Origin of the sequence: Succinivibrio dextrinosolvens (genome assembly GCF_900116345.1) — a bacterium.
Classification (GTDB): domain Bacteria; phylum Pseudomonadota; class Gammaproteobacteria; order Enterobacterales; family Succinivibrionaceae; genus Succinivibrio; species Succinivibrio dextrinosolvens_B.
Window position 1 is genome coordinate 1 of sequence record NZ_FPAH01000070.1, and the last position, 8,549, is coordinate 8,549.

Consider the following 8,549-nt stretch of genomic DNA (forward strand, 5'->3'; position numbering starts at 1 on the left):
GTTCCCTTATACCTAACAAATATCCTTATAAATCAATATAATAAAAGGATACAACCTAACTAATTATCATTATCATTTTTCTAAACGCACCAGCATAAAACACATAGTTCAAAAAAAAAGATCTAAAATTCCTTGACCTATCTCAAATATCATATATAATGAATCTCGTTTTGAAATATGGGGTTATAGCTCAGTTGGGAGAGCGCTTGCATGGCATGCAAGAGGTCATCGGTTCGATCCCGATTAGCTCCACCATTTCAAGATCCCTTAGTGGGGGTATAGCTCAGTTGGGAGAGCATCTGCTTTGCAAGCAGAGGGTCATCGGTTCGATCCCGTTTACCTCCACCATCTATTACATTCAAATATTAATTTGTTGCTCAATATCACAATTTATAAATTACGCATTGTGATTTGTATTGCTATAATCCTACGGCTTTATAACTAAAATAATCTACAGGGGTATTCTTTTCTTATCTTCCAGAACGGGAAATATAGTTTTCAGATTAGTTTCTGATGACCCCTGTCCGGAATTTGAAATGTTATTAAGAAATTCATCAGCTTTGAATAACAAATATTCAGAGAGCAGCTCGATCGGTTATTTAACAGGAGGGGCGAATTCCCGTCACTGTATTTGTGAAGGTGTTTCGCAATAATTTATGAATCTAAAAATTTCTTCTTTAGCTTTAACTGTTGCTTGTTCATTGGCAATTTTCAGCGCAAATGCTCAGGATCTTATGGATATCTATAAAGAGGCCCTGCAAAAGGATACCCAATTAAATCAGGCTAAAGCAAATGCTGATGCTGCTCACGCCGGAATTTCCCAGGCAACAGCTGCTCTTTTACCTCAGATTGATGTTGTAGGATCTTTAACCAAGACTAGAACCAATTACGTTGATGCCTATAATGCTAGAGGCAGCAATAAGGTTGCCTCTGCAGGTGCCACTCTATCTCAGGCTATATGGAGACATTCAAGCTGGGTTAATCGCTCAATTGCAGAAAAAACAGCAACCTTAAATGACCTTGCATACGCAGATGCTCAGCAGAATCTGGTTCTTAGAGTAAGCACTGCTTATTTCAATGTATTGAATGCTGCAGAAACACTTAAGTATCAACAGGCAAACAATCAGGCACTAAAAAGACAGCTAGATGAGGCAGAAAAGAGATTGAACGTTGGTCTGATTGCTGAAACAGATAAACTTGAAGCTCAGGCAGCCTATGATCTTTCTACAGCAAAAGTTATTTCAGCAGAAAATGCCCTAAGTAATTCATACGAACAGATTCGTATTCTGACCGGAAACACTGTTACCGCAAATCAGCTTGCTGAACTTGACATCAGCAAGTTTGATACTCCAAAGGTCAATGAAACACTTAAGATGCTTATCAAGAGAGCAGAAGAAAACAATATCGCACTTCAAAAGGCAGTTGTTTCACGTGATATTGCGAAGGATAATATTACTCTTGCCAGAACAGGTCACGAGCCAACTCTTGATTTTAATGCCAGTGTAAAGACCGGCTATACAAATTACTCACATGAAGTCTCTGAAGCAGGATGGGTAGATAACAATTCATGGTCTAAATCTGTTGGACTTACTCTGAATATACCAATTTATCACGGTGGAGCAACCTCTGCAGCAGTTGACAAAGCTACAGCAAATTATGTCGCTCAGTCAGAAGCGTTAGAAAACGCCCACAGATCACTATTATCCAACGTTAATAACAGCTTTAACGATGTAAATGCGGCTATCAGTAAAGTTACTGCATACAAGAACTCTGTTACATCAGCAAAATCAGCTCTAGATGCCACTATGGCAGGTTACGATGTAGGAACCAGAACTATGACAGATGTTCTTGATGCAACTCAGAATCTGTATAGTGCAATGCAGCAGTCAGCACAGGCAAGATACGATTATATTCTTTCAAGACTGAATCTGTTATACACTCAGGGTGATTTGAAGGTTGAACACATCAACGAAATCAATAGCAGTCTAAAAAACAAGTAATTATTCTTTCAAAAGCATTTCTATTGCAAAGGAGAACATCTGTTCTCCTTTGTTGTTTCTTCTCTTTCACATTATTCTTCCCTGTCTCCGAGAGCAACTAATAGCTAGGTTTGCTAATGCAGTCTTAAACATTCAAATGCTCGAAGCTCTTATCTTCTCTCAAAATGGCATCCAGGAGCAGATTACAATTCGTCAAAAACGATGAATAGATATTATCAATCGATTCTCTAGGCTAGAGAAATAGGGTGAATAGGAATAAAGAAGGGGAATAAACTCCTCTCTGCAACAAGAGGAGTTAATTTTGCAGGTCAAACCTGACTATTTAGATGATCCAGAAGAAATCTTGCGTAATACATAAACTAATCCGCCAAAGAAGATTACAAATGAAATTACGCTGATAACTGAAGAATTAATTCCTAAATCAAGAGCAAGAGGTGCATCAGAGCCACCAGCTGAAATAGAAACAGTCAGAACTAAGGCCATAATAACGCCCATCAGGCTTTCGCCAACAATCAGACCTGCGGCCATAAGATTGTTACGGCTATCCAATAGAGTTAATTTCTCCTTTAACTCACCCTGATCAGTGAACTTGCGTTTAATACCGAGAACAATGAAATAAGATGCAATCGAGCCAATAATGATTACAACATTAACACTTGATGGAAGGTAAATACCTAGACCTACAGCCAGAGGAGCAACAAACATCTTACCCTTGGAAACCTTCTTGATGAAAAGGTTAAGCACAATTATAGTTGCACCTAAAATCAGACCAATAATAATATAAGTCCATTCAAGGTGATGGTTGAAAATTCCCTTTGCAATTGAAGCCATAAGAGTAGCCTGAGGAGCATTTAATGCTAGGCTATGATCCATATTTTCTCTTGGCATAGCACCAGGGAATCCATAGCTGTTATATAGAAGCTCTAGTACTGGTGCGATAACAAAAGCGCCAATGATAGTACCTATGATCAGAGCAACCTGCTGATGTTTAGGAGAAGCACCAACAAGCTGACCGGTTTTCAGGTCCTGAAGGTTGTCGTTTGAGATACATGCTGTTGCATTAACTACAGTTGCTGTAAACAGAGTAAAGGCTGTAACAAAGTTTCTTCCGCCTTCGATATTAAAGATTCCCTGAGCTCCAGATAATAGAAGGTAGCTTAGAGAAATAACAACTACAGAAATGATGGTAATACCTGAAATTGGACTTGAGGAAGAACCAATTAGACCAGCCATATAGCCACAGGATGCTGCCAGTAAGAACCCAATAAGTACAGCCAGTAGAGTTCCAAGAATTACAAATGACCAAGACCACAGTGCAGGAATATCAATATTAGTTGTGAACTTATAGAACACACCACAGATAATCAGAATAGAAACTACTGTACAGAAAAGCATCTGCTTAAAGCTTAAGTCAGTGAATCTTGAGTCGATCTCTCCAGCTTTTGCCTCTTTGGCAAGTTCCATTGAATCCTTCAGACCTTTAAGGATTGGCTTAACTAGAACAATCAATGTCCATAAAGCAGAAATTGCAATACAGCCAGCACCTGCGAATCTTAATTTAGTTGCCCAAACCACTGAAGAGAAATCCTCAAGAGGAAGAGCATCAGGATTAGGCAGAATTGAGGTTAGTACAGGAATACCAACACCCCAGCATAAGATAGTACCAATAAGCAGAGAGAAACCACCACCAATACCAATCAGAAGACCTGCTCCTAATAAGGCAAAGGAATAGCCGGTTCCTAGTGAGAACACTGCAGCACCAATCTTTCCTGTCATAGTAAAGCCGTCAAAAAGAATTCTTAAGCCACTGGTGCAGAAAGTAAAGATTGATGATAAGCCAGCGCCTAGAGCAAGAAGCTTAACACCACTCTGTGCCTGAGATTCTCCATCGGCAGTCTTTTTGTCTGCAGTCTTTAATATAACAGCAGCAGCAACGCCTTCAGGGTAAGGAAGATTTGATTTTACTACCATGGCATATCTTAAAGGGATCGTGAAGATAACACCAAGAGTACCGCCAGCAGCACAGATCAGGAAGGTCTGCCAGAAAGGAAAATCATTCCAGTAGCCGATCATAACCATTGCAGGCATTACGAAAATAATAGAAGAAATACATCCAGCAGCAGAAGCCTGTGTCTGAACGATATTATTTTCAAGAATAGATGAATCTTTGAACATTCTCAAAACAGCCATTGAGATAACAGCTGCAGGAATTGAGGACGCAAAGGTCATTCCCACTTTAAGACCTAAATAAACATTAGATGCAGTGAAAACCAAAGTGATTAAGGTACCAAGAATAATACCTCTGAGAGTCATCTCTCTTATAGAATTGTTAGATGTTTTCATTGTTAAGTTTTTTTCTTATATTCTGTATAAACATACAAAATTTTTTTGCAGATACAGAGTGTTATTTAATTAACCGATTGACCACCTCCTCTTGCTAAAGCAAGAGGATTCCTACTGCTGACATTACTGTTCAGCTTCGGTGGGTTCACAGTGCTGACTCCTTTTGGAGTTCACTTCCTGTGCTAGCCGGGCCAGCCCTGCCCTTAGGATATTTTTCGCTGCATTTTCATCTGCATTGGCTGTATATCCACAGCTTTTAAGGCACGCTTCATCCTCGCACTAAAAGTACGAGGTATTCGCGTACGTGAATTTGATAAAACGGCGCTCTATCCTTAAGAAAACTTAAAGAGATTTAATCCATAGAATCAGATTTCATTCACCCTTGAAAATTTCAATTCTCAATAGAAGAAAACTCCATAGCAGTGAAAGGAGTAGCTCCGAAAACAGAAGACAATAAAGCAAAAAGAACTCCATTCAAGACTTCTGTATAAAAGAAGACATTCGGTTAATTTTCAGCAGAATAAAGTCTATCCGAATCGCATAGATTCACTAAACGGATAAACTAATCGAAAATAAACCAGCAATAAATTGGCAAAAAAACACCTCGGAGAGTAAACCACGAGGCTTGCTTTTGAACCGAAAAATCCAATACTACAGGTCTAATCTTTATGAAATAGTCTTTAGTCAGAATGATTCGATATAAAAATAATCAAACGAAAAAAAAGTATTCATAAAGCCCCCGAACTTGAGAAAGACTAGCTTTTATTAGCCATTATTTACCAAATTCGCAACGAACAATTTTAGCACAATACACTGATGTACGCAAAATTATGCATTAGATCAGCTAAATTAAAGAAGTTTAGAATAGAAAAAACAAAAGGTAGGTTTCGGATAAGAAAACAGGTTAAGCCTGCAACAAGCTTAACCTTAAAGAGAATTTATCTTAGGAAGAAGCTAACAGCTAAAAATATGGTAATTCCCCACATGGTTGGAGAAATCTGTTTAATTTTTCCAGAGAACACCTTAATAAAGCAGTAGCTTAGGAAACCAAAGGCAAAACCATTAGCAATTGAGTAGGTCAATGGCATCATAATAATTGTTAAGAATGCAGGAAAGCCTTCAGAGAAATCCTTAAAATCAATAGAACTGATGTTGGTTACCATTAAACCACCAACAATGATAAGAGCTGGAGCTGTTGCGCATGCAGGGATCAGGTCTCCAAGAGGAGTAATAAAGAAGCCTAGCAGGAATAACAGACCAACGAACACTGCGGTTAAACCAGTTCTTCCACCAGCGTTAATACCGGTTGCAGATTCCACATAGGTTGCGACAGTACAGGTTCCAATAGCAGCAGAAGCAATAGTTCCTACAGAATCAGATATTAGCGCCTTATCAATATTCTCAATCTTTCCGTTTTCATCAACCATGTTTGCCATCTTAGTAACAGCTATCAAGGTACCGATGGTGTCAAAAAGTTCAACGATTGTAAAGGTAAAGATAATAGAAATAATGCCGTAATGCAGAGCTCCGATCAGATCCATCTGCATAAAGGTTCCAGCAAAATCAGGTAGTTCAAAGCTGAATACATCATCCATAGAGGTTGGCACAGCAGAATTACCAATGATCATGCTGATAATGGATACAACAATAATTCCAATCAGAATTGCAGCCTTAACATTGATTGAAATCAGAGCTGCAGTAAATAAAATACCGAACAGAGTGAGAATAACATTTAACGAGGTTAAATCTCCAAGTGTAACCTTAGTGGCAGGATCTGCAACGATGATTCCTGAGCCCTGAAGTCCGATAAAGGAAATAAAACAGCCAATACCTACAACAATTGCAGTTTTTAGACTAGGTGGAACCGCATCAATAATCAGCTGACGAATCTTTGTAACAGACAAGATAAAAAAGATAATACCAGATATGAAAACAGCGCCTAAAGCAGTCTGCCATGGAAGATGCTGACTTCCACATACATAGAAGGCAAAGAAAGCGGTTAGGCCCATTCCAGGAGCAACTGCCACAGGGTAATTAGCGTAAACACCGATATAAATGGTACACAGAGCTGTAGTAAGAAGACAGGAAGCAAGAGCAGCATCCTTTGGCATACCAGCCGCAGACAGCATTGATGGCACAACAAATATAATGTAGGCCATTGAGAAGAATGTAGTTAGACCGGCTAAGAACTCAGTCTTTATACTAGTGTTTCTCTGCTTTAATTTAAAGAATTTATCAATGCGTGATGCAATTGATGAATTTGCATTTGTCGGTATATCTGACATCTGACAATCCTTGGCACACTTGCCTCTTACCTAAAATAAAAAATTATAAAAATTCCTCTCTATCTAAAAAGACAGAGTTTAATAAAGTTTGTAATTCTATTAGTCTCGCGAATCGGATTTAATCGCTAAAAGATTTCGGCCATTAAAAATTGTATTTTCCATTGATTCAAGAAGCTTTCCTTTTGTTTCTGGCAGGCCAGAATAAATCAAAGAAAACAGAAATGCTCCTGCAATCAGGAAGAAACTCAGAAGCATTAGTAGGCCTAAACTCTGTACAGCTCTGTGGAAGAAATACATTCCCATCATAACTGCAGCAAAGTTAAATAAATAAATAACAGTTAAACCAAATTCTCTTCCCTTTACCGCTAAAAGTTCAGAAGAAAGAACGGTTAAGACAAGAGTTAAGGAAATGGTAGAACCGAATACAAAAAGGCACATCAGAAGAACGACTACATACTGTCCTAATTCTCTAAAGTGTCCATATAAAAGCACATAGATTACAGCGATGATTATTTCATTTGAGAATACAGAAAAAAGAAACAGTTTCTTTCTGCCAATTTTATCAACTGTAAAGAATGTGAACACAGCCCCCATGAAGGCTGATAACAGAATAAAGCTCAAAAAGACGAAATTAATATCAGACTGAGGTGTATGGGATATAACACCTAGGGTAATTGCAGACTGGAATGACTTAATAAGCTGCAAAGACATATATGGAAGAATTGCCATTCCAGAAAACTGACAGGCAATACTTATAAAGATGAAGAACCACAGAACAGCTCTGAAAACAGGACTTCTGAAGAATAGCGCCATACCTCGTTCTTCACCTAAAATACACTCATTGATTGCAGCTAATTCTCTTGCAGCTTCAGAAGTTGAAACTCTAAGTTTGATTAGCTCGGTCAAAGCCTTATCAGAGGCTCCTGTCAGAGCATGCCAACGTGGTGATTCAGGAAGACGAAGATAGGAATAAACCAAAAGAGGCAGAGAAAATAGCACTATTCCTGAGACACAGGAGAAACCATAATTTGGAATAACGCCTCTTAAGATTGATGAAAGAAGTAAGCCTAAAGTAAAAAACACAGCAACTAAAGAGGAACATGCGCCTCTATATGATGAAGGAGATATTTCCGTAATATAGCTTACGGAAGAAATCAGATAAACACCAAAAGCAGCTCCAACTGCAAATTCAGAAATAAACAGAGTACTGAAAGTTGGAGACATCAGAGAAATTGACTGACCAATAACTCCGAAAGTAAAAGCACCTAAAATAGACTGTAGACGACCGGTATCATAAACAAGTCTGCCACCAAGAAATGTGCCTACAAGAGCTCCCAAAAGGAAGGTGTTAATCATGCTGTCTACATTGTAAACTTCCAGCATGAACACATTGATAAGACGAACCTTACTAGATAGAATAGCCCCAAGATTAAAGCCGAAAATAGTCGCCATACATGAGACAATCGCTACACATATGTACACAAAATTTTTGCTATGGACTGCTTTCTTAACTTTAGTCATATAAATATGAAGGTGAAGTGCATTAAAAATTCACGGTGTAATTTTAGTTGTTTTTTTAAGAAAATGCGACTTTTTTCACAATTTTTTATTAAAAAATTTTTCTATGTATTTTTAAGGCGCATAAATACTGCACTTTAACAGGTAATGCCCACAAAAATCACAGCGATAAAACAAAATTACTATCAATTCGTATCAAAAAGTATTGATTCATGGTAAATTAGTGCAAGCATTATTAATATAAAAGAGCGTGAATAAAGTGGAAGACTCGGAAGTTCGACAGTTGACCTTTTTTAAATGAAGAAAATAGCTATATAAGACTTTGAAAAGTCTTATTTTTTTATCTCAAAATTTTGTATATTTTATTTGTAATAATGTTTCTAATGTTCTATAATACAAATAG

Annotated in this window: 4 protein-coding genes and 2 tRNA genes; 3 read left to right on the forward strand and 3 right to left on the reverse strand. The window is 37.9% G+C overall.

Annotated features, from left to right (window positions below):
* The first annotated feature begins 179 nt into the window (after positions 1-179).
* The 3 genes from BM308_RS12780 to BM308_RS12790 all read left to right on the forward strand — a co-directional run bounded on the left by BM308_RS12780 (position 180) and on the right by BM308_RS12790 (position 2,000).
* A tRNA-Ala gene (locus BM308_RS12780) sits at positions 180-255 on the forward strand.
* A gap of 17 nt (positions 256-272) precedes the next feature.
* Positions 273-348: transfer RNA gene (locus BM308_RS12785), tRNA-Ala, on the forward strand.
* 308 nt (positions 349-656) lie between these two features.
* On the forward strand, positions 657-2,000 hold the full coding sequence (locus BM308_RS12790) for a TolC family outer membrane protein (RefSeq protein WP_074945740.1): 1,344 nt from the start codon (positions 657-659) through the stop codon (positions 1,998-2,000).
* Positions 2,001-2,318: 318 nt separating this feature from the next.
* Here the strand turns inward: BM308_RS12790 and BM308_RS12795 are convergent, their stop codons facing one another.
* From BM308_RS12795 to BM308_RS12805, 3 genes are all read right to left on the reverse strand, one after another.
* Positions 2,319-4,343, reverse strand: a complete 2,025-nt coding sequence (locus BM308_RS12795) for an OPT family oligopeptide transporter (RefSeq protein ID WP_074945742.1) — start codon at positions 4,341-4,343, stop codon at positions 2,319-2,321.
* Positions 4,344-5,281: 938 nt separating this feature from the next.
* The gene (locus BM308_RS12800) at positions 5,282-6,628 is read right to left on the reverse strand and encodes an NCS2 family permease (protein WP_074945744.1); all 1,347 of its coding nucleotides are present in this window, start codon (positions 6,626-6,628) and stop codon (positions 5,282-5,284) included.
* A 99-nt stretch (positions 6,629-6,727) separates the two neighbouring features.
* Positions 6,728-8,149, reverse strand: coding sequence for an MFS transporter (locus BM308_RS12805; protein ID WP_083425592.1), 1,422 nt, complete (start codon positions 8,147-8,149; stop codon positions 6,728-6,730).
* Positions 8,150-8,549: the final 400 nt, after the last annotated feature.

Bases quoted from the DNA above. Each gene is read 5' to 3' on its own strand.
- BM308_RS12790 (WP_074945740.1), top strand. From the start codon at position 657: ATGAATCTAAAAATTTCTTCTTTAGCTTTAACTGTTGCTTGTTCATTG.
- BM308_RS12795 (WP_074945742.1), bottom strand. From the start codon at position 4,343: ATGAAAACATCTAACAATTCTATAAGAGAGATGACTCTCAGAGGTATT.
- BM308_RS12800 (WP_074945744.1), bottom strand. From the start codon at position 6,628: ATGTCAGATATACCGACAAATGCAAATTCATCAATTGCATCACGCATT.
- BM308_RS12805 (WP_083425592.1), bottom strand. From the start codon at position 8,149: ATGACTAAAGTTAAGAAAGCAGTCCATAGCAAAAATTTTGTGTACATA.